This window comes from Pseudomonas sp. PDM30 (assembly GCF_019218985.1).
Lineage (GTDB): Bacteria > Pseudomonadota > Gammaproteobacteria > Pseudomonadales > Pseudomonadaceae > Aquipseudomonas > Aquipseudomonas jessenii.
Window position 1 is genome coordinate 48,012 of record NZ_JAHUWM010000003.1, and the last position, 18,312, is coordinate 66,323.

The 18,312-nt window shown below is 59.6% G+C and carries 15 protein-coding genes; 11 read left to right on the top strand and 4 right to left on the bottom strand.

Annotation, left to right across the window (positions count from 1 at the left end; translation table 11 throughout):
- Positions 1-83 precede the first annotated feature (83 nt).
- On the bottom strand, positions 84-1,778 hold the full coding sequence (locus tag KW840_RS07610) for a lactate permease LctP family transporter (protein ID WP_057716490.1): 1,695 nt from the start codon (positions 1,776-1,778) through the stop codon (positions 84-86).
- A gap of 261 nt (positions 1,779-2,039) precedes the next feature.
- Between KW840_RS07610 and KW840_RS07615 the strand changes: the two genes are divergently transcribed.
- Positions 2,040-2,807, top strand: a complete 768-nt coding sequence (locus KW840_RS07615) for a GntR family transcriptional regulator (RefSeq protein ID WP_218494878.1) — start codon at positions 2,040-2,042, stop codon at positions 2,805-2,807.
- 115 nt (positions 2,808-2,922) lie between these two features.
- Here the strand turns inward: KW840_RS07615 and smpB are convergent, their stop codons facing one another.
- Positions 2,923-3,405, bottom strand: coding sequence for an SsrA-binding protein SmpB (gene smpB, locus KW840_RS07620; RefSeq protein WP_008057382.1), 483 nt, complete (start codon positions 3,403-3,405; stop codon positions 2,923-2,925).
- A gap of 118 nt (positions 3,406-3,523) precedes the next feature.
- Between smpB and KW840_RS07625 the strand changes: the two genes are divergently transcribed.
- From KW840_RS07625 to KW840_RS07635, 3 genes are read left to right on the top strand one after another with little or no spacing between them, the layout of a single operon-like run.
- Positions 3,524-4,927, top strand: coding sequence for a sodium-dependent transporter (locus tag KW840_RS07625; protein ID WP_218494880.1), 1,404 nt, complete (start codon positions 3,524-3,526; stop codon positions 4,925-4,927).
- Positions 4,928-4,934: 7 nt separating this feature from the next.
- A complete protein-coding gene (locus tag KW840_RS07630; RefSeq protein WP_057716487.1) occupies positions 4,935-5,369 on the top strand; it encodes a type II toxin-antitoxin system RatA family toxin in 435 nt (144 codons plus the stop codon).
- Positions 5,362-5,676 carry an RnfH family protein gene (locus KW840_RS07635; protein ID WP_057716486.1) on the top strand — a complete coding sequence of 105 codons (315 nt, stop codon included), beginning with the start codon at positions 5,362-5,364 and terminating at the stop codon, positions 5,674-5,676. The genes KW840_RS07630 and KW840_RS07635 overlap by 8 nt, the downstream gene beginning before the upstream one ends.
- Before the next feature lie 62 nt (positions 5,677-5,738).
- Here the strand turns inward: KW840_RS07635 and KW840_RS07640 are convergent, their stop codons facing one another.
- Positions 5,739-6,266 (bottom strand): outer membrane protein assembly factor BamE, encoded by a 528-nt coding sequence (locus KW840_RS07640; RefSeq protein ID WP_218494881.1) that lies wholly within the window; start codon positions 6,264-6,266, stop codon positions 5,739-5,741.
- Between the two features lie 97 nt (positions 6,267-6,363).
- On the opposite strand from KW840_RS07640, the gene fur reads away from it, so the two are divergent.
- On the top strand, positions 6,364-6,768 hold the full coding sequence (gene fur / locus KW840_RS07645; protein WP_003197684.1) for a ferric iron uptake transcriptional regulator: 405 nt from the start codon (positions 6,364-6,366) through the stop codon (positions 6,766-6,768).
- A 76-nt stretch (positions 6,769-6,844) separates the two neighbouring features.
- On the opposite strand, the gene recN is transcribed toward fur, so the two are convergent.
- Positions 6,845-8,518: a DNA repair protein RecN gene (gene recN / locus KW840_RS07650; RefSeq protein ID WP_218494882.1), complete on the bottom strand. Its 1,674-nt coding sequence runs from the start codon at positions 8,516-8,518 to the stop codon at positions 6,845-6,847.
- Between the two features lie 240 nt (positions 8,519-8,758).
- Between recN and grpE the strand changes: the two genes are divergently transcribed.
- The 6 genes from grpE (at position 8,759) to carB (ending at position 18,311) form a co-directional block, all read left to right on the top strand.
- Positions 8,759-9,325 carry a nucleotide exchange factor GrpE gene (gene grpE / locus KW840_RS07655; protein WP_015093431.1) on the top strand — a complete coding sequence of 189 codons (567 nt, stop codon included), beginning with the start codon at positions 8,759-8,761 and terminating at the stop codon, positions 9,323-9,325.
- 65 nt (positions 9,326-9,390) lie between these two features.
- Positions 9,391-11,343 carry a molecular chaperone DnaK gene (dnaK, locus tag KW840_RS07660; protein ID WP_224795452.1) on the top strand — a complete coding sequence of 651 codons (1,953 nt, stop codon included), beginning with the start codon at positions 9,391-9,393 and terminating at the stop codon, positions 11,341-11,343.
- 295 nt (positions 11,344-11,638) lie between these two features.
- Positions 11,639-12,763, top strand: a complete 1,125-nt coding sequence (gene dnaJ / locus KW840_RS07665; protein WP_057716482.1) for a molecular chaperone DnaJ — start codon at positions 11,639-11,641, stop codon at positions 12,761-12,763.
- Positions 12,764-12,773: 10 nt separating this feature from the next.
- Positions 12,774-13,577: a 4-hydroxy-tetrahydrodipicolinate reductase gene (dapB, locus tag KW840_RS07670; RefSeq protein ID WP_057716481.1), complete on the top strand. Its 804-nt coding sequence runs from the start codon at positions 12,774-12,776 to the stop codon at positions 13,575-13,577.
- A gap of 259 nt (positions 13,578-13,836) precedes the next feature.
- On the top strand, positions 13,837-14,973 hold the full coding sequence (gene carA, locus KW840_RS07675) for a glutamine-hydrolyzing carbamoyl-phosphate synthase small subunit (RefSeq protein WP_218494885.1): 1,137 nt from the start codon (positions 13,837-13,839) through the stop codon (positions 14,971-14,973).
- A 116-nt stretch (positions 14,974-15,089) separates the two neighbouring features.
- Positions 15,090-18,311: a carbamoyl-phosphate synthase large subunit gene (carB, locus tag KW840_RS07680; protein WP_007988688.1), complete on the top strand. Its 3,222-nt coding sequence runs from the start codon at positions 15,090-15,092 to the stop codon at positions 18,309-18,311.
- The last annotated feature ends 1 nt before the right edge of the window (position 18,312 follow it).

The window sequence follows — 18,312 nt, forward strand, 5'->3', positions numbered from 1 at the left end:
CAGCAGCCTTACAGACCGGGGTGTGAATAGCGGACGCCGGGGGCGTGGCCCGGCGTCGGTTTTTATCGTGTTGCTTGTAGCCCTTAGTGCACCAGCATGCCGGTGAACCAGTAGGCCTGGGCCAACGTGATCAAGCCGACAATCGTTGCAAAGAATAGGCTGTGCTTGAGGGTGAAGCGGAACAGATCCGATTCTTTGCCCACCAGGCCGGTCGCGGCACAAGCCACGGCGATCGATTGGGGCGAGATCATCTTGCCGGTCACGCCACCACTGGTGTTCGCCGCCACCAGCAAGGTGTCGTTGACACCGATCTGATGCGCAGTGGTCGCTTGCAGCGAACTGAACAGCGCGTTGGACGAGGTATCGGAACCGGTGAGGAACACGCCCAGCCAGCCGAGGAACGGCGAGAAGAACGGGAACGCTGCACCGGTGCCTGCCAACACCAGGGCCATGGTCGAAGACATGCCCGAGTAGTTGGTGACGAAGGCAAACGCCAGCACCATGCCGATGGACAGGATCGGCCAGCGCAGTTCGTAGAAGGTCTCTTTAAAAGTGGTCAGACCAGTTTTGATATTGATCTTCAGCACCAGCATGGAGATCAGCGCCGAGAAGAAAATCGCCGTGCCGGTGGCGGAAATCGGGTCCAGTTTGAACACTGCCGGAAGGGCGGTTGGCGCGACTACGATCGGTGCGACCTTGATCACCATCTGGTCCAGGTGCGGGATGGCGAAGTTGAATACGAAGCTGTACATCGAACCGCCGGCGGCGAACATCGCCTTGAACGGCTTCAGGGTCCAGATGGTGACCAGTACGGTCAGGATCAGGAACGGCGACCATGCCTTGAAGATTTCCCCAAGGCTGTAGGGCGAAGCCACGGTGGTGCGCTTCTGGCCGAAACCACCGACGCTGGCGCTCACCACGGAGGCCGAGACAGCGCCGACGATGTGTTGGCCGGCGGCGCGTTTTGGTTGCCAGACTTTCAGGAACAGGGTCAGGGAAATCAGGCTGGCCAGGGCCGAGGTGATGTCCGGCAGTTCCGGGCCGATGAAGTTCGAGGTGAAGTACTGGGTGACGGCAAAGCTCAAGCCGGCCACCAGCGCTGCCGGCCACGTTTCCCGTACGCCGCGCAGGCCGTCCATCATGAACACCAGCCAGAACGGCACGAACAGCGACAGCAGCGGCAGTTGGCGGCCGGTCATGGCGCCGATCTTGAACGCGTCGATACCGGTCACTTGCCCGGCAACGATGATCGGAATGCCCAGGGCGCCGAAGGCCACCGGCGCGGTGTTGGCGATCAGGCACAGGCCGGCGGCGTACAGCGGGTTGAAGCCAAGACCTACCAGCAGCGCAGCGGTAATCGCCACGGGTGCGCCAAAACCGGCTGCACCTTCGAGGAAGGCGCCGAAGCAGAAACCGATCAGCAGAACCTGCAGGCGCTGGTCATCGGTGATCGACAGAACCGAACTGCGGATGACTTCAAACTGCCCGCTCTTGACCGTCAGTTTGTAGAGGAACACCGCTGCCACGATGATCCAGGCGATCGGCCACAGGCCATAGGCGAAGCCATACCCGGCGGCGGCGAACGCCATATCGACCGGCATCTGGAAGGCGAAGATCGCCACCAGGATCGACAAGGCCAGGGTGATGCTGCCGGCCACATGTCCTTTGAGGCGGAACACGGCCAAAGCCAGGAAGAAAAATACGATGGGGATGACGGCGGCGAGTGCGGACAAGCCGAGGCTGCCAAGCGGGGTATAGAGCTGTTGCCAGGTTTGCATATGGGGTGGCCCCTAATTGTTGTTGGTCAGGCACTGATCAGCGTTCTTGGATAATTGGTAAGACCAATTTACAATCGCTGTTGGCTAGGGTAAAAGCCTTGTAGGCGGTGTGTCAATTTGCCGCCCTAAAACTTTTGTCGAATGCAAAGTCCGCAGGTCGCCTGCCTGGTAAGACCAAATGCGTTGTGGCAGGTGCTGGCGCAGCGCCGATAGGCCAGAATAGAGCCCCGGCGAGCCGTCGGATCGTGGAGTAATCGAGTTATGGGGTTTGATCAGATTCGTCAGCGCCGTTTGTCTGACGATATTGTCGAGCAGCTTGAGGGCATGATCCTCGAGGGCACGCTGAAAGCGGGTGAGCGCTTGCCGGCCGAACGTGCGTTGGCCGAACAATTTGGCGTGTCACGCCCTTCGTTGCGCGAAGCCATTCAGAAGCTGACCGCCAAAGGCCTGCTGGTCAGTCGCCAGGGCGGCGGCAACTATGTGGTGGAGTCGCTGGGTAGCACCTTCAGTGATCCCTTGTTGCAGCTGCTGGAAAGCAACCCCGAGGCACAGCGCGATCTGCTGGAGTTTCGGCATACGCTGGAAGCGTCTTGCGCCTACTACGCCGCGTTGCGTGCCACCGATGTGGATCGCGAGCGACTGACCGCGGCATTCAACGAATTACAGGACTGCTATTCGCGTCACGAAGAGGTGAGTCGTGCCGAAGAGGGGGCGGCGGACGCAAGGTTTCACCTGGCGATCGCCGAGGCCAGCCACAATGCTGTGTTGCTACACACCATTCGCGGGCTGTTCGACCTGCTCAAGCGCAACGTGGTGACCAACATTGGTGGCATGTACAAGCAGCGCACTGAAACCCGCGACATGCTGATCACGCAGCATCGGGAGTTGTATCAGGCGATTATCGAAGGGCGTGCGGAGCAGGCACGGGAAGTTTCCAGTCGGCACATTCTGTATGTGCAGGAGGTACTGGAGGAGGTGCGTCAGGAAGTGCAGCGCGTGGCCCGGGCGGAACGGCGCAAGGGGATGTAGCCAGTCGGTTCCATATCGTTTGTGAGATTGCTTTCGCGGGCAAGCCCGTTCCCACAGGTACACCGAAACCCTGTGGGAGCGGGCTTGCCCGCGAAGGGACCTCAAGGCAAAAGAGTCAGTCTTCCTTGCCCTTGTTGCGCACCGCACGCTGCAACTCACGACCGGCGTCGCGTTCGCGCTCGGTATCGCGCTTGTCGTATTCCTTCTTGCCCTTGCCCAGAGCGATCTCGCACTTGACCATGTGCTTGCTCCAGTACCAGGACAGGCATACGCAGGCGTAACCCTTTTGCTGCACGGCCGCGGCCAGCTTTTCCAGCTCGCGCCGGTTGAGCAGCAATTTACGGGTGCGCACCGGATCGGCAATGACGTGGGTACTGGCGGTCGTCAGGGGCGTAATGTGGCTGCCGAGCAGCCAGGCTTCGCCATCCTTGAGCAGTACGTAGCTGTCAACCAGCTGCAGTTTGCTTGCCCGCAGACTTTTTACTTCCCAGCCGGCCAGGACCAGACCAGCCTCGAAACGATGTTCGATGAAGTAATCGTGTCGCGCCTTTTTGTTTTGCGCGATGGTCCCTGTTGGGTGTTTCTTCTGTTTAGCCATAGGGGCGGCATTATAGGGAGTTGCACGCGAGTCGGCTACGGTGTTGCTACGTGCTTGAGCAGGTTGATTGAATCCCGGACAATGCGGCCTCTTTTTTGAACGCTTGGGCGTGATAACGATGTCGACAGACAAGGTTTCTGTCCACGGCAGTTGGGCTAGCCGCTGGGTCTTCATACTCGCCGCGACCGGTTCGGCCGTGGGGCTGGGTAGTATCTGGAAATTCCCGTACATGGTCGGCGTCTATGGCGGCGGCGCCTTCGTGCTGATGTTCCTGGCCTGTATCGCATTGATCGGCGTGCCGGTCATGCTGGCGGAAACCCTCATCGGCCGGCGTGCCCGACAGAGTCCGGCCAATGCCTTGAAGATGCTGGCGGTCGAGGCGGGGCACTCGGCCAAATGGTCCTGGGGCGCGTTTGCCGGGATGATCACTGCGTTGCTGATCCTGTCGTTCTACAGTGTGGTTGGCGGCTGGTCGCTGGACTACATCCTCGACATGGGGCGTGGCGACTTCCAGGGTGCGACGCCTGATCAGGTGGGAGCTTACTTCGGCAATGTGATCGCCGATCCCTGGCGCCTGACACTGTGGCACACGATTTTCATGCTGTTGTCAGCGGTGGTGATCGCCAAGGGCGTGGTTGCCGGGCTTGAGCGCAGTTTGCGCATCATGATGCCGTTGTTGTTCGTGATGATCCTCGTACTGCTGGGCTACAGCATGACCACCGGGCATTTCATGGAGGGCGTGCATTTCATGTTCGACTTCCACCCGGAAAAGGTCATGGACGGCTTGTTGCCCGCGATGGGGCATGCGTTCTTTTCCCTTAGCGTGGGCGTTGGCTCGATCATGATCTACGGTGCGTACATGCCGAAGAACTCATCGATTTCAGGGACGGTTGTCGGCGTGGCGCTGCTCGACACCTTCGTTTCCCTGGTGGCCGGCCTGGCGTTGTTTCCGATTGTTTTCGCGGCGGGCCTGAATCCGAGCGAAGGGCCGGGGCTGATGTTCGTCAGCCTGCCGTTTGCCTTCGGTAACGTAGCGTTCGGGCAATTGATGGGTGTTGTGTTCTTCGTGCTGGTGGCGGTCGCTGCCTGGAGTTCGGCGATTTCCCTGCTGGAACCGATGGTGGCCTACCTGGTCGAGCGCACTAAAGTGAGTCGTGCCTGGGTCACCTTCTGGCTGGCGTTCAGCTGCTGGTTTGTCGGCCTGGGTACGGTGTTCTCCTTCAATATCTGGAAGGAGGCCAAGTTCTTCGTGAACGAAGGCGGGATGTTCCACCTCTACCAATGGGGAGCGACCGGTGGCCTCGACTTCTTTGGCGTGATCGATTTCTTCACCTCGCGACTCATGCTGCCGCTTGGCGGTTTGTGTTTCGTGGTGTTTGCGGGTTGGATCATGGGGCGTGAGGCGGTGCGCGACGAGTTGTCGATCCGTAACCCTGCGCTGTTTGGCCTGTCCTTGTTCTTGATGCGCTATGTGGCGCCCATCGGCATTCTCGTAGTGTTTGCCGCCCAGCTGTGGAAGTGACGCTGACATGACGACACACATTTCACGTTCGGCCTTGCTGCCGTACCCGGCGCAAGCGCTGTATGACCTGGTCAACGACGTGGCGCGCTATCCGGAGTTTCTGCCGTGGTGCTCGTCCGCCGAAGTCCTGGAGAGCTCACCTGAGCATATGCGGGCGAGTGTCGGCGTGGCGAAGGGTGGCCTCAGTCAGCATTTCGTGACGCGCAACACGTTGATTCCGGGGCAGTCGATCGAAATGAATCTCGAAGAGGGCCCTTTCACCCAATTGCATGGCATCTGGGTATTCAAGGCGCTGACCGACAAAGCCTGCAAGATCAGCCTCGATCTGTCGTTCGATTATGCCGGGCCGCTGGTTCGCGCCACCTTGGGGCCGCTGTTCAATCAGGCGGCCAACACTTTGGTGGATGCGTTCTGCCAGCGCGCCAAGCAGATACATGGTTGAGGTCATGATTGAAGTCGAGGTGGTCTACGCGGCCGTAGACCGTCAGGTGCTGCTGACAGTGGCCGTACCTGTCGGAACGACCGTGCGGGCGGCCTTGCTCAGGTCGGCCGTGGCTGAAGAGTTTCCGGAGCTGGATCTGACCCATTGCCCTGTGGGGATCTTCGGCAAGGTGGTCGCTGACCCGGGGAGTCGGGTAGTCCAGGCCGGGGATCGAATCGAGATTTACCGCCCGTTGCTGGCCGATCCGAAAGAGGTGCGCCGACTGCGCGCGGCGAAAGCTGCCGAGGCCAAAGCGCGGAATCAGTGAGTGGCTTGAACGCCAGACAATAAAAAAGCCCGGGCATGCCGGGCTTTTTATTGCGTTGCAAATTATTGCGGCGAGGTGTCCAGTGGTTCCGGCGTCGGGACCGGAACGGTTTCTACGCCGTCGACGTCCTTCTGGATCTGATCCAGCAACGAACCTGGCTTGACCGGTTTTTCCGGTTTTGGCTTCTCGACGTTTTCTGCCGGGGCAGCCACTGTAGTGCCGCTGTCCTTGCTGAGAATGGCTTCGTCACGGCTCACGCCTGGCATGAAATCGCCGGAGAGGCTGACAAGCTGATCATTTGGGTTGAAGATAACGCTAATGCGTTCCTGTTGGCGTTCACCGCCACCCGGTTGCAGGCTGTACAGATAATCCCAGCGATCGGCATGGAACGTGTCAGTCAGCAGAGGGTTGCCCATGATAAACCGTACTTGCTTACGGGTCATTCCCGGGCGTAACTGGTCTATCATGTCCTGCGTGACGACATTGCCCTGCTGGATGTCGATTTTGTAAACCCCGGGGAATGAACAACCGGCGAGTGCGAGCAGTCCCACAAAGGTGAAACTGGTTAGCAAGAGCTTGGTGTTTTGCATCGGTGGGCGACTTCCACTATCTTGGCTGGGACAACGTAAACGCCGATCATACCCGCATTAAGAGAAGCTGCGAAGCAGCATCGCGAGAAAGCTGACCATGGTTGAAAATAGCGAACTACGCAAAGCCGGCCTCAAAGTGACCCTGCCACGGGTCAAAATTCTGCAAATGCTCGATTCCGCCGAGCAGCGCCACATGAGTGCCGAGGATGTCTACAAGGCCCTTATGGAGGCTGGTGAGGACGTCGGTCTGGCCACGGTTTACCGTGTTCTGACCCAGTTCGAGGCAGCTGGCCTTGTGGTGCGGCACAACTTCGACGGAGGCCATGCGGTCTTCGAACTGGACGACGGAAAGCATCACGACCATATGGTCAACGTCGAAACCAGCGAAGTGATCGAATTCTTCGACGAAGAAATCGAGCGGCTTCAGAAAGCAATCGTCGACAAGTATGGCTTCGAGATGGTTGATCACAATCTGGTGCTGTACGTGCGCAAGAAAAAGTAAGCATGTCGCGCGAACATTCAGTTTGCGAAACGAACGAAGGCGACCCCAGGGTCGCCTTCGTGCTTTCTGCCTTTATTCAGGCTTTTGCGGCCACCACCATTTTTTTGGCATGCGCCAGGGATTCCTTGGTGAGGTCGATGCCGCCCAGCATCCGTGCGACTTCTTCGACGCGGTCGTTTTTGCTCAATCTGGAAACGGCTGTACGGGTGGCATCCTCGCCGCGCACCTTGTGCACGAATAGATGCTGATGACCTTGCGCTGCCACTTGCGGCAAGTGGGTCACGGTCAGTACCTGCCCGCGCTCGCCAAGCCTGCGTAGCAACTGGCCGACGATTTCTGCGGTCGGGCCGCCAATGCCGACGTCGACTTCGTCGAATACCAGGGTCGGAACGCGGGAAGTCTGTGCGGTGATTACCTGGATCGCCAGGCTGATCCGCGACAGCTCGCCGCCGGATGCCACTTTTGCCAGGGCCTTCAGCGGCTGGCCAGGGTTGGCGCTGACCAGCAGTTCTACCTGTTCCAGGCCATTGGGCAGAAGCTCATCGCTGCTGTTGGGGCGCAATTCAATGGTAAAGCGCCCGCCAGGCATGCCCAGTCGCTGGATTTCCTGCTCCACGGCGCTGGCCAGGCTATTCGACGCCTGGTGCCTCAGGTCGCTCAGTTCCCGGGCCCTTTCCTGATAGTGCCGAGCATAGGACGACAGCTCATCGCTCAGTCGCTCGATGGATTCGTCGTTGGCGTTCAGGGTTTCGATTTCATCCAGCAGTTTCTGTTGCATCTCGGCAACTTCGGTTGGCTGGATGCGGTGTTTGCGTGCCAGGGTGTAGATCGCGTCGAGGCGCTCTTCTAGGTATTGAAGGCGCGACGGGTCGGCGTCGAAATTGTCGAGGAAGCGGTTCAGTTCACCTACGGCCTCTTCAACCTGAATCTGTGCACTGGTCAACAAGCTGCTGGCTTCGCCCAGAGCCCCGATCGAGCTGTTCACGCTCGACAGGCGGTTGAGACTGGCGGTGAGGGCGTTGAGGACATTTCCGGAATCACTTTCACTGCATTGCTCGACGACTTGCCGGCAGATTCCCAGCAGTGTTTCGGCGTTGGTCAGGTTCTTGTGTTCCTGTTCCAACTGCTCCAGCTCGTTGTCGCCAAGGCCGAGGTTTTCCAGCTCTTCGAGTTGATAGCTGAGCAACTGGTGGCGGGCGCGTTGCTCGTCGCCGGAGTTGGAGAGTCGCTCCAGTTCCTGGCGGGTCTGGCGCCAGCGTTGGGCGGCGAGTTGAACCTGGCGGGCAAGATCCGTCGCGCCGGCATATTCATCGAGCAGGCGACGGTGGGTATCGGTCTTGAGCAGCGATTGGTGTTCGTGCTGGCTGTGAATGTCGATCAACAGCTCGCCCAGCGCCTTGAGGTCGCCAAGCGGGCAGGGCGTGCCGTTGATGTAGCCACGCGAGCGTCCTTCGGATGTGATGACCCGGCGCAGGATGCACGGGCCGTCGTTTTCGAGGTCGCGTTCGGCCAGCCAGGCGCTGGCTTCCGGAATGTCGACCAGATCGAAGGTGGCCAGGATATCGGCCTTGTCGGCGCCGGGGCGGACCACGCCGCTGTCGGCGCGATCACCCAGGGTAAGGCCCAGCGCGTCGAGCATGATCGACTTGCCCGCGCCGGTTTCTCCGGTGATCACGCTCATCCCGCGATCGAGTTCGAGATCGAGATGTTCAACGATGGCGTAGTTGTGTACGGACAGGTGCACCAGCATATGGGCCGCTCCCAGGTGTTAGGTCTGGTTATTTATACAGTGTTTTGTTTCGGGCTGACAATGCCCCTCGTTAGCTCGATTCGCTCGGACCGACGAAAGCCTTATCGCGACCGGGAATGACAAAGCAGTTGTTTTTTGTAGGGTTAATCGTCGGCCCCCCTTGAAGCCGGATTTTGCGGCCCCATATAGCTGGGCAGACGCGCGAGTTGAGCTCGCGGACGAAATTGAAAGGAGAAATCTATGGCTGACGAACAGACAGTGGATACGCAAAACCCAGACGCCAACCAGGCGCCCGAGGCTTCGGGTGATGACCTGGCGGCTCGTGTACAAGTGCTCGAAGAGCAACTGGCAGGCGCTCAGGATCAGGCTTTGCGTGTAGCCGCCGATCTGCAGAACGTCCGCCGTCGCGCCGAGCAGGATGTGGAGAAGGCTCACAAGTTCGCACTGGAAAAATTCGCCGGCGACCTGCTGCCGATCGTCGACAGCCTGGAGCGTGGCCTGGAACTGTCCAGCCCGGACGACGAAAGCATCCGTCCGATGCGCGAAGGCATCGAGCTGACCCTGAAAATGTTCCACGACACTCTCAAGCGTTATCAGCTTGAAGCGATCGATCCGCATGGCGAACCGTTCAACGCCGTTCAGCATCAGGCAATGGCCATGCAGGAAAGCGCAGATGTCGAGCCGAACAGCGTTCTGAAGGTGTTCCAGAAGGGCTATCAGCTCAATGGTCGCCTGTTGCGCCCGGCGATGGTCGTGGTCAGCAAGGCGCCTGCGCCGGTTTCGCCTTCGATTGACGAGCAGGCTTGAAATCCGCCGCAAGGCCCCCATTTATAAGTCAAGCGTTTAAGTGCTACCGCAGTTAGCCACCACTGCTGCGGCAACCAAATCAAAGTTTCGGGAGAGTGAACATGGGCAAAATTATCGGTATCGACCTGGGGACTACCAACTCCTGCGTCTCCGTGCTGGAAAACGGCAAGGCAAAAGTTATTGAAAACGCTGAAGGCGCGCGTACCACGCCGTCGATCATCGCTTACGCCAACGATGGCGAAATCCTGGTTGGCCAGTCGGCCAAGCGTCAGGCCGTGACCAATCCGCACAACACCCTGTATGCGGTGAAGCGTCTGATTGGTCGTCGTTTCGACGAAGAAGTCGTGCAGAAAGACATTCAGATGGTCCCTTACAAGATCGTCAAGGCTGACAACAGCGACGCCTGGGTTGAAGTGAACGGCCAGAAAATGGCGCCGCCACAAATCTCGGCTGAAATCCTGAAGAAGATGAAGAAGACTGCCGAAGACTATCTCGGCGAGACCGTGACTGAAGCGGTGATCACCGTTCCGGCCTACTTCAACGACAGCCAGCGCCAGGCGACCAAAGACGCCGGCCGCATCGCTGGTCTGGACGTAAAACGTATCATCAACGAACCAACCGCAGCTGCTCTGGCTTACGGCATGGACAAGGCCAAGGGCGATCACACCGTGATCGTTTACGACCTGGGCGGCGGTACTTTCGACGTTTCCGTGATCGAGATCGCTGAAGTCGATGGCGAGCACCAGTTCGAAGTACTGGCCACCAACGGTGACACGTTCCTGGGCGGTGAAGACTTTGACATTCGTCTGATCGACTACCTCGTCGACGAATTCAAGAAAGAAAGCGGCATGAACCTCAAGGGCGACCCGCTGGCCATGCAGCGCCTGAAAGAAGCTGCTGAAAAAGCCAAGATCGAACTGTCCTCGAGCCAGTCGACCGACGTGAACCTGCCGTACATCACTGCAGACGCCACCGGTCCTAAGCACCTGAACGTGAAGATCTCCCGCGCCAAGCTCGAAGCGCTGGTGGAAGACCTGGTTCAGCGCACCATCGAACCTTGCCGCATCGCAATGAAAGATGCCGGTATCGACGTTGGCGCGATCAACGACGTGATCCTGGTGGGCGGTCAGACCCGTATGCCACTGGTTCAGAAGCTGGTAACCGAGTTCTTCGGTAAAGAAGCTCGTAAAGACGTCAACCCGGACGAAGCGGTTGCCATGGGTGCTGCCATCCAGGGTGCGGTACTGGCCGGTGACGTGAAGGACGTTCTGCTGCTCGACGTCAGCCCGCTGACCCTGGGTATCGAAACCATGGGTGGCGTGATGACCGCGCTGATCGAGAAAAACACCACGATTCCTACCAAGAAATCGCAAGTGTTCTCGACTGCCGACGACAACCAGGGCGCCGTGACCATTCACGTGCTGCAAGGCGAGCGTAAGCAAGCCGCACAGAACAAGTCCCTGGGCAAGTTCGACCTGGCCGACATTCCACCAGCTCCACGTGGCGTGCCGCAGATCGAAGTGACCTTCGACATCGACGCCAACGGCATCCTGCACGTAGGTGCGAAGGACAAGGCTACCGGCAAGACTCAGTCGATCGTGATCAAGGCCAACTCCGGTCTGTCCGACGAAGAAATCGAGCGCATGGTGCGTGATGCCGAGGCTAACGCCGAGGAAGATCGCAAGTTCGAAGAGCTGGCCGCTGCCCGTAACCAGGGTGATGCACTGGTTCACTCGACTCGCAAAATGGTCTCCGACGCCGGCGATAAAGTGACCGCTGAAGAGAAGACTGCAATCGAAGCTGCCGTAGTTGCCCTGGAAGCCGCCGTTAAAGGCGACGACAAGGCTGCTATCGACGCCAAGGTTGAAGAGCTGTCGAAAGTCTCCGCTCCAGTGGCGCAGAAGATGTACGCCGAACAGGCTCAGCCTGCTGAAGGCGCGGCACCGCACGACGACAAGGCGGAAAAGGCTGACGACGTTGTCGACGCCGAGTTCGAAGAAGTCAAAGACCACAAGTAAGTTGTTGGTCGGCCGGTTGACTGCCTTTAGGCGGTGACTGGTAGGATGTCGCCGCGCGGGAGCTTGCTCCCGCGTTGGCGTATCTGGAATACGCGAATTTTTACAGCATGCGACAGCGTTCACGTGCTGGTGGTATGGCCGGAAATGCTCCTGCTTTTCGTGCCGCAAGTACCGCAAGAATCAAAGACCAGGATCGTTGAATTGACGTGAGTTGGGTCCGGGCCTGTATTGGGGCTCAACGAGTTCGGCAAACTCAGGAGGGTTTTGTCGGACGTCCTCAAGAGTGCAAAGACTTATGGCAAAGCGTGACTATTACGAAGTGTTGGGTGTTGAGCGTGGCTCAAGCGAAGCGGACCTGAAGAAGGCTTACCGTCGCCTGGCGATGAAGCACCACCCGGACCGTAATCCCGATGACAAGGCGTCGGAAGAGATGTTCAAGGAGGCCAACGAGGCCTACGAAGTGCTGTCCGATTCCAGCAAGCGCGCGGCGTACGACCAGTACGGCCATGCCGGTGTCGACCCGAGCATGGGTGGCGGCGGTGCCGGTTTCGGCGGTCAGAACTTCTCCGACATCTTTGGTGATGTCTTCAGTGACTTCTTCGGTGGCGGTCGCGGCGGTTCCCGTGGCGGTGCTCAGCGCGGCAGTGACTTGCGCTACACCCTGGAGCTGGATCTCGAAGAGGCGGTGCGCGGTACGACCGTGAATATCCGCGTTCCGACGCTGGTCAACTGCAAGCCTTGCGACGGCTCCGGCGCCAAGAAAGGTTCTGCGCCGGTGACCTGCCCGACTTGCGGCGGTATCGGCCAGGTGCGCATGCAGCAAGGTTTCTTCTCGGTGCAGCAGACCTGCCCGCGCTGCCATGGCCAAGGCAAGATCATTTCCGATCCGTGCGATTCCTGCCACGGCGAAGGTCGTGTCGAAGAGTACAAGACCCTGTCGGTGAAGGTGCCGGCCGGTGTCGATACCGGTGATCGCATTCGTCTGTCCGGCGAAGGCGAGGCGGGTGCCCAGGGTGGCCCGACTGGCGACCTGTACGTGGTGATCAATGTGCGCGAGCACTCGATTTTCCAGCGCGATGGCAAGCACCTGTTCTGCGAAGTGCCGATCAGCTTCGTCGATGCGGCGCTGGGTGGCGAACTGGAGATTCCGACCCTTGATGGCCGGGTCAAGCTGAAGATCCCTGAGGGGACCCAGACCGGCAAGCAGTTCCGAGTGCGTGGCAAGGGTGTCGCGCCAGTGCGTGGCGGTGGTGCTGGCGACTTGATGTGCCGCGTGGCGGTCGAGACTCCGGTCAACCTGAGCCGTCGCCAGCGTGAAATGCTCGAGGAATTCCGTAGTTCGCTGGCGGATGACAACAGCCATTCACCAAAAACTACCGGTTGGTTCGAAGGCGTGAAGCGCTTCTTCGGCGATTTGTAAGGAGACAGGCATGCGACGTATTGCAGTGATGGGCGCCGCCGGGCGCATGGGCAAGACCCTGATTGAAGCCGTGCAGCAAACCCCGGGCGCCGGTCTGACGGCGGCGGTGGATCGTCCCGACAGCACGTTGGTCGGCGCGGATGCCGGTGAGTTGGCTGCGCTGGGTCGTATCGGCGTGCCTCTGTCCGGTGATCTGGATCGGGTGGTCGACGAGTTCGACGTGCTGATCGACTTCACGCACCCGACGGTGACCCTGAAGAACCTGGCTTTCTGCCGTAAACACGGCAAGGCCATGATCATCGGTACCACCGGTTTCAGCGTTGAAGAAAAGCAGCTGCTGGCGGAAGCGGGCAAGGACATTCCGATTGTCTTCGCGGCCAACTTCAGTGTCGGGGTCAACCTGTGCCTGAAGTTGCTCGACACGGCCGCTCGCGTATTGGGCGACGATGTCGATATCGAAATCACCGAAGCTCACCATCGGCATAAAGTCGATGCGCCGTCCGGCACTGCCGTGCGCATGGGAGAGGTGATTGCCGATGCGTTGGGTCGCGATCTGAAAAAGGTGGCGGTGTATGGTCGTGAGGGCCAGACCGGCGCTCGTGATCGCGAGACCATTGGTTTCGCCACTGTGCGCGCTGGCGACATCGTCGGTGATCACACCGTGCTGTTCGCCGCCGACGGCGAGCGTGTCGAGATCACCCACAAGGCATCCAGTCGCATGACGTTCGCCAAGGGTGCGGTGCGTGCTGCATTGTGGCTGGACGGGCGCGAGCCTGGCCTTTACGACATGCAAGACGTGCTCGATCTGCGTTAAGATGCACCCGAAATCGGGCTCGCGCACAGCGTTTGAGCCCGGTTTTGTTCCGCCAAGCGACGTCCTGTCGCATTCTCCAGCCTTTAAGGCTCATTGGCGGTAGACCAAAAAGGCCTTTTTCTGTAAGCTACAGCTTTAGTGTGTCCACTAAAAGCGCGCAGAATAATTCAGTGAAGAAGCGGGGTGACGTGTCCATACGTCACTCCGCTTTTTTACAACCTGCGATCGCCCTTTCAGGCTTTATTTACGGGAGGTCTTCTTGACTAAGCCAGCCATACTCGCCCTTGCTGATGGCAGCATTTTTCGCGGCGAAGCCATTGGAGCCGACGGTCAAACCGTTGGTGAGGTGGTGTTCAACACCGCAATGACCGGCTATCAGGAAATCCTTACCGATCCTTCCTACGCCCAACAGATTGTTACCCTGACTTACCCGCACATCGGCAACACCGGCACCACGCCGGAAGACGCCGAATCCAACCGCGTCTGGTCTGCCGGCCTGGTCATCCGTGACCTGCCACTGGTGGCGAGCAACTGGCGTAACACGATGTCCCTGTCCGACTACCTGAAGGCCAACAATGTTGTGGCCATCGCCGGTATCGACACCCGCCGCCTGACGCGCATCCTGCGTGAAAAAGGCGCGCAGAACGGCTGCATCATGGCCGGTGACAACATTTCCGAAGCCGCCGCCATTGCCGCCGCCCAGGCTTTCCCTGGCCTCAAGGGCATGGACCTGGCGAAAGTCGTCAGTACCAAGGAAAGCTACGAGTGGCGCTCGACTGTCTGGGATCTGAAAACCGACAGCCACGCGACCATCGAAGCTTCCGAGTTGCCGTACCACGTGGTTGCCTACGACTACGGCGTCAAGGTGAACATCCTGCGCATGCTGGTCGAGCGCGGTTGCCGCGTGACCGTCGTGCCTGCGCAAACGCCTGCTGCCGATGTGCTGGCGCTGAAGCCGGACGGCGTATTCCTGTCCAACGGCCCAGGTGACCCGGAGCCTTGCGACTACGCGATCCAGGCGATCAAGGACGTGCTGGAAACCGAAATTCCGGTCTTCGGTATCTGCCTCGGCCACCAACTGCTGGCCCTGGCCTCCGGCGCCAAGACCCTGAAAATGGGTCATGGCCACCACGGTGCCAACCACCCCGTCCAGGACCTGGACAGCGGTGTGGTGATGATCACCAGCCAGAACCACGGTTTTGCCGTAGACGAAGCGACCCTGCCGGCCAACGTTCGCGCGATCCACAAATCGCTGTTCGACGGCACCCTGCAAGGTATCGAGCGTACCGACAAGAGCGCCTTCAGCTTCCAGGGTCACCCGGAAGCCAGCCCTGGCCCGAACGACGTAGCGCCATTGTTCGATCGCTTCATCACCGAGATGGCCAAGCGACGCTGATCGCTCGCCCTGATGTAGCAAGGCTTGAGGGTGGTCCCGATACCGGCGGCCCCCTCAAGGCTTCAGATTGAACAAGACGGCTTGCCGACTGACCTGCGGATTTGAGTGACAAACCCATGCCAAAACGTACAGACATTAAAAGCATCCTGATTCTCGGCGCTGGCCCGATCGTGATCGGCCAGGCCTGCGAATTCGACTACTCCGGCGCCCAGGCCTGTAAAGCCCTGCGCGAGGAGGGCTACCGCGTCATCCTGGTGAACTCCAACCCGGCCACCATCATGACCGACCCGGCCATGGCCGACGCCACCTACATCGAGCCGATCAAGTGGCAGACCGTTGCCAAGATCATCGAAAAAGAGCGTCCGGACGCGCTGCTGCCGACCATGGGCGGCCAGACTGCTCTGAACTGCGCCCTGGACCTGGAGCGCGAAGGCGTTCTGGAGAAGTTCGGCGTAGAGATGATCGGTGCCAACGCCGACACCATCGACAAGGCTGAAGACCGTTCGCGTTTCGACAAGGCGATGAAGTCCATCGGCCTGGCGTGCCCGCGTTCCGGTATCGCCCACAGCATGGAAGAGGCCAATGCGGTCCTCGAGAAGCTCGGCTTCCCGTGCATCATCCGTCCGTCCTTCACCATGGGCGGCACCGGTGGCGGTATCGCTTACAACCGTGAAGAGTTCGAAGAAATCTGCGCCCGTGGTCTGGACCTGTCGCCGACCAAGGAGCTGCTGATCGACGAATCGCTGATCGGTTGGAAAGAGTACGAGATGGAGGTTGTCCGCGATAAGAAGGACAACTGCATCATCGTCTGCTCCATCGAAAACTTCGACCCGATGGGCGTGCACACCGGTGACTCGATCACCGTGGCACCTGCACAGACCCTGACTGACAAGGAATACCAGATCCTGCGTAACGCCTCCCTGGCGGTACTGCGCGAGATCGGCGTGGAAACCGGCGGCTCCAACGTTCAGTTCGGTATCTGCCCGAACACTGGCCGCATGGTCGTGATCGAGATGAACCCGCGTGTATCCCGTTCGTCGGCCCTGGCTTCGAAAGCCACCGGCTTCCCGATCGCCAAGGTTGCGGCCAAGCTGGCCGTGGGTTACACCCTCGACGAGCTGTCGAACGACATCACCGGCGGCAAGACCCCGGCGTCCTTCGAGCCGTCCATCGACTACGTCGTCACCAAGCTGCCACGCTTTGCCTTCGAGAAGTTCTCCAAGGCTGACGCGCGCCTGACCACTCAGATGAAGTCGGTCGGTGAAGTCATGGCCATCGGCCGGACCTTCCAGGAGTCCCTGCAGAAAGCCCTGCGCGGCCTGGAAGTCGGTGTTTGCGGTCTGGACGAGAAGGTTGATCTGGCCAACCCGGAAAGCATGAGCGTGCTCAAGCGCGAGCTGACCGTGCCGGGCGCCGAGCGTATCTGGTACGTGGCGGACGCCATGCGCGCCGGCATGAGTGTTGAAGACATCTTCGGCATGACCATGATCGATCCTTGGTTCCTGGTACAGATGGAAGACCTGATCAAGGACGAAGAGAAGGTCAAGACCCTGGGTCTGACCAGCATCGACCGCGATCTGATGTTCCGCCTCAAGCGCAAAGGCTTCTCCGATATGCGCCTGGCCAAACTGCTGGGCGTGACCGAGAAGAGCCTGCGTGCTCATCGTCACAAGCTGGAAATCTTCCCGGTCTACAAGCGCGTCGACACCTGCGCCGCTGAGTTCGCCACCGACACCGCTTACCTGTACTCGACGTACGAAGAAGAGTGTGAAGCGGCGCCATCGGGTCGCGACAAGATCATGATCCTGGGTGGCGGTCCGAACCGTATCGGCCAGGGCATCGAGTTCGACTACTGCTGCGTACACGCGGCACTGGCCCTGCGCGATGACGGGTACGAGACCATCATGGTCAACTGCAACCCGGAAACCGTATCCACCGACTACGACACCTCCGATCGCCTGTACTTCGAACCAGTGACCCTGGAAGACGTGCTGGAAATCGTCCGCGTCGAGAAGCCGAAAGGCGTGATCGTCCAGTACGGCGGCCAGACCCCGCTGAAACTGGCGCGTGCCCTGGAAGCCGCCGGCGTGCCGATCATCGGTACCAGCCCTGACGCCATCGACCGCGCGGAAGACCGTGAGCGCTTCCAGCAGATGGTTCAGCGCCTGAACCTGCGTCAGCCGCCAAACGCCACCGTGCGCAGCGAAGACGAAGCGATTCGTGCCGCCGCCAAGATCGGTTACCCGCTGGTGGTGCGTCCGTCCTATGTACTGGGCGGTCGTGCGATGGAAATCGTTTACGAAGAAGAAGAACTCAAGCGCTACCTGCGTGAAGCGGTTCAAGTGTCCAACGACAGCCCGGTGCTGCTGGACCACTTCCTCAATTGCGCGATCGAAATGGACGTGGATGCGGTCTGCGACGGCAAGGACGTGGTAATCGGCGCGATCATGCAGCACATCGAGCAGGCTGGTGTTCACTCCGGTGACTCCGCATGCTCGCTGCCGCCGTACTCGCTGCCGGCGCACATCCAGGACGAAATGCGTGAACAGGTCAAGAAAATGGCCCTAGAGCTGGGTGTAGTCGGCCTGATGAACGTACAGTTGGCGCTGCAAGGCGAGGACATCTACGTCATCGAAGTCAACCCGCGCGCCTCCCGTACCGTACCGTTCGTGTCCAAGTGCATCGGTGTTTCCCTGGCGATGATCGCGGCGCGCGTGATGGCCGGCAAAACCCTGAAAGAGCTGGGTTTCACCAAGGAAATCATCCCGAACTTCTACAGCGTGAAAGAGGCGGTGTTCCCGTTCGCCAAATTCCCTGGTGTTGACCCGATCCTCGGCCCGGAGATGAAGTCGACTGGTGAAGTGATGGGCGTGGGCGACACCTTCGGTGAAGCGTTCGCCAAGGCCCAGATGGGTGCCAGCGAAGTGTTGCCGACCGGCGGTACTGCGTTCATCAGCGTACGTGACGACGACAAGCCACTGGTTGCGGGCGTGGCCCGTGATCTGATCAACTTGGGCTTCGAAGTGGTCGCCACTGCCGGTACTGCCAAGCTGATCGAGGCTGCAGGTCTGAAAGTGCGCCGTGTGAACAAGGTGACCGAGGGTCGTCCGCACGTGGTCGACATGATCAAGAATGACGAAGTCACGCTGATCATCAACACCACCGAAGGTCGTCAGTCGATCGCTGATTCGTACTCCATTCGTCGTAATGCCCTGCAGCACAAGATTTACTGCACCACCACCATTGCTGCTGGCGAAGCCATCTGTGAAGCGCTGAAGTTCGGTCCCGAGAAGACCGTGCGCCGCTTGCAGGATCTACACGCAGGATTGAAGGCATGAG

Excerpts from the sequence above, each read along its gene's own strand:
- carB (WP_007988688.1), top strand. The coding sequence starts at position 15,090 with ATGCCAAAACGTACAGACATTAAAAGCATCCTGATTCTCGGCGCTGGC.
- KW840_RS07640 (WP_218494881.1), bottom strand. The coding sequence starts at position 6,266 with ATGCAAAACACCAAGCTCTTGCTAACCAGTTTCACCTTTGTGGGACTG.
- grpE (WP_015093431.1), top strand. The coding sequence starts at position 8,759 with ATGGCTGACGAACAGACAGTGGATACGCAAAACCCAGACGCCAACCAG.
- KW840_RS07615 (WP_218494878.1), top strand. The coding sequence starts at position 2,040 with ATGGGGTTTGATCAGATTCGTCAGCGCCGTTTGTCTGACGATATTGTC.
- KW840_RS07630 (WP_057716487.1), top strand. The coding sequence starts at position 4,935 with ATGACGACACACATTTCACGTTCGGCCTTGCTGCCGTACCCGGCGCAA.
- dnaJ (WP_057716482.1), top strand. The coding sequence starts at position 11,639 with ATGGCAAAGCGTGACTATTACGAAGTGTTGGGTGTTGAGCGTGGCTCA.
- KW840_RS07625 (WP_218494880.1), top strand. The coding sequence starts at position 3,524 with ATGTCGACAGACAAGGTTTCTGTCCACGGCAGTTGGGCTAGCCGCTGG.
- dapB (WP_057716481.1), top strand. The coding sequence starts at position 12,774 with ATGCGACGTATTGCAGTGATGGGCGCCGCCGGGCGCATGGGCAAGACC.
- KW840_RS07635 (WP_057716486.1), top strand. The coding sequence starts at position 5,362 with ATGGTTGAGGTCATGATTGAAGTCGAGGTGGTCTACGCGGCCGTAGAC.
- fur (WP_003197684.1), top strand. The coding sequence starts at position 6,364 with ATGGTTGAAAATAGCGAACTACGCAAAGCCGGCCTCAAAGTGACCCTG.
- KW840_RS07610 (WP_057716490.1), bottom strand. The coding sequence starts at position 1,778 with ATGCAAACCTGGCAACAGCTCTATACCCCGCTTGGCAGCCTCGGCTTG.
- smpB (WP_008057382.1), bottom strand. The coding sequence starts at position 3,405 with ATGGCTAAACAGAAGAAACACCCAACAGGGACCATCGCGCAAAACAAA.
- recN (WP_218494882.1), bottom strand. The coding sequence starts at position 8,518 with ATGCTGGTGCACCTGTCCGTACACAACTACGCCATCGTTGAACATCTC.